Source organism: Thermococcus sp., assembly GCF_027066465.1.
Taxonomy (GTDB): domain Archaea; phylum Methanobacteriota_B; class Thermococci; order Thermococcales; family Thermococcaceae; genus Thermococcus.
Genome location: NZ_JAMONU010000103.1, coordinates 1 through 2,297, shown reverse-complemented (window position 1 = coordinate 2,297; position 2,297 = coordinate 1). Strand labels below are relative to the sequence as shown.

Sequence of the window (2,297 nt, the reverse complement as noted above, 5' to 3'; positions counted from 1 at the left end):
CGTTGACGTTGGAGTTGCCTACGGAACCGACCTTGATAGGGCGATAAAGCTGGCCGTTGAGCTTATGAAGAGCCATCCGAAGGTTCTCAACGAGCCGGAGCCGAGCGTCGTCATAACGGCCCTCGCGGATTCCTCGATAAACCTCCAGCTCAGGGCATGGGCAAAGACCGAGGACTACTGGACGGTTAGGGGAGACCTTACGAAGGGAATATACGAGCTTTACACCCGGGAGGGCATCGAGATTCCGTTCCCGCAGCTTGACGTCCACCTGAAGAACGAATGATTCTCGTGTTTTTCTCTTTTCCCGCAGTTTGTGTGCGGGCCTCTTCTCAAACCTTTCGTTTTAAACCAAAAGGTTCATAAGCAATCTTGAAACGTTTCTACGGTGATGTTAATGAAGAGGATAGGCCTTATCGGAGGAACGACCCCTGAGTCAACCTGCTATTATTACAGGAAGTACATTGAGATAAGCCGGGAGCGCTTCGAGCCCAACGTTTATCCCGAGCTGATAATCTACTCCATAAACTTCAAGGAGTTCGTGGACAACCCGAGGGGCTGGGAGGGCAGGAAGGAGATACTCATCAACGCGGCGAAGGCCCTTGAGAGGGCCGGGGCGGAAATAATAGCGCTGACCGCGAACACGCCCCACATAGTCTTTCCCGACGTCCAGAAGGCTATTAACACGCCGATGGTCAGCATAATCGACGCCCTCATCGAGGAGATGAGAAGGAGGGGCGTTAGGAGAGTTCTTCTCCTTGGAACGAAGACGACGATGACCGCGGACTTCTACAAGAACGCCCTCCGCGAGGCCGGCTTCGAAGTCCTGACGCCGAACGCGGAGGAAATCGAGGAAGTTGAGAGGATAATCAAGAAGGAGCTCGCCCTCGGCAACTTCGCGAGCAGGGACTGGATAATAGACCTAATCAACCGCTACATCAAGGAGGAGGGCATCGAGGGGGTCATTCTCGGCTGCACGGAGCTTCCCCTCGTCGTCAGGGCTGGCGACGTCGATGCCGAGGTTTTCGACACAGTCGACATCCACATGCGCAAGCTCATCGACCTCGCGAGCGAGTGATTTTTAAGGCCCTCTTCTTCCCTTTCCCCGGGTGAGAGAATGGAAATCCGCGAGTTTCAAGAAATGATTAAGGAAATCTACTTCCACAAGGACTCGAAGAGGGGCGTTGAGAGAACCTTCCTCTGGTTCGTCGAGGAAGTAGGAGAGCTGAGCGAGGCGATAAGGAAGAACGACCGCGAGGCTATGGAGGAAGAATTTGCCGATGTTTTAGCCTGGCTCGCGAGCCTTGCAAACCTGCTCGGCGTTGACCTTGAGGAGGCCGCGAAGAAAAAATATCCGGGCGTCTGCCCCTACTGCGGGAAGAAGCCCTGTGAATGCGAGGAGAAGTTCTGACTACCTCTCTTTTTTCAGGGCTGTTCCGGCCCCGAGCAGGAGGAAAACGATGGACAGCAGAACCAGACCCTTCATTATCCCAACGCGTCCGTAGAGCCAGCCGGCCAAAGCGTTTAAACCTCCGTTCAGCGTTGCAGTGAACAGGGAGTAGAACGAGCCGATTGTTGCCCTCTTCTCGTCGGGAATGGCCCCCTGAAAGCGTCTCTGCCACTCCTTGAAAGCCTGAGCGAAGAGGAGGCTCCCAAGAACCAGCGTAAGGAAGCCGAGGTACCCGTTCAGCCCCGCGAGGAGAGTCAGAAAGGGAATTAACACGGGGGACCACTGGTAGATGGCTTCTCTGTTCTTTTCTCCAAAGTCAACGTACCACGAGATTCCACTTATCAAAGTGTAGCCTGCGGAAATCCACGAGACTACTATAATGGAAACGATGACGGCGTAAAAGTAGAGTTGCATGAAGGACGTGAAAGCCGTTAGGGGAAGGCCTATGAGGTTAGCGTAGATGAAGAGCCAGAGGACTTCCGGAGAGTTTCTGACGAAGCGGAGGCTTTCGAGCAGGTGCCTACCGTAAGAAGCTCCGCTTCTCGCGGTGTCCGCCGGAACCGTGGTGAGGATTAGCGCCGAGAGGAGCGCGAAGGGGACGCTGAGCAGAACCGCGAAATGCATGCCGAAGGAGTGTGCGATGAAACCTCCGCTAACGGCCCCGACGAAGCCTCCAACCATCTCAAAAGACCTCAGCCTTCCGTAAACCTTCGGGTACTCGCCCTCCCTTCCGTCTCTGGAAAGGAGTTCGTAGAGCCAGCCGGTTTCCGCGCCGGTTAGGAACGCGACCGCGAGCGAATTGAAGAGGGTTGCAAGGAGAACGCCTGTAAAGGAGTGCGCGAGGTAGAGG

3 protein-coding genes and 1 pseudogene are annotated in these 2,297 nt (G+C 55.0%); 3 read left to right on the top strand and 1 reads right to left on the bottom strand.

Features of this window, described 5'->3' with window-relative positions; genetic code table 11:
• The 3 genes and pseudogenes from MVK46_RS04825 to MVK46_RS04815 form a co-directional block, all read left to right on the top strand.
• Positions 1 to 283: pseudogene (locus tag MVK46_RS04825) on the top strand (mechanosensitive ion channel domain-containing protein); the annotation flags it as partial.
• 111 nt (positions 284 to 394) lie between these two features.
• Positions 395 to 1,075 carry an amino acid racemase gene (locus MVK46_RS04820; protein WP_297535514.1) on the top strand — a complete coding sequence of 227 codons (681 nt, stop codon included), beginning with the start codon at positions 395 to 397 and terminating at the stop codon, positions 1,073 to 1,075.
• A gap of 39 nt (positions 1,076 to 1,114) precedes the next feature.
• Positions 1,115 to 1,408 (top strand): MazG nucleotide pyrophosphohydrolase domain-containing protein, encoded by a 294-nt coding sequence (locus tag MVK46_RS04815; protein ID WP_297535512.1) that lies wholly within the window; start codon positions 1,115 to 1,117, stop codon positions 1,406 to 1,408.
• Here the strand turns inward: MVK46_RS04815 and MVK46_RS04810 are convergent.
• A partial coding sequence (locus MVK46_RS04810; RefSeq protein WP_297535511.1) for an MFS transporter occupies positions 1,409 to 2,297 on the bottom strand: 889 nt, incomplete at its 5' end.

What these genes read in the sequence shown, in the direction of transcription:
- MVK46_RS04820 (WP_297535514.1), top strand. Translation starts at nt 395, where the DNA reads ATGAAGAGGATAGGCCTTATCGGAGGAACGACCCCTGAGTCAACCTGC.
- MVK46_RS04815 (WP_297535512.1), top strand. Translation starts at nt 1,115, where the DNA reads ATGGAAATCCGCGAGTTTCAAGAAATGATTAAGGAAATCTACTTCCAC.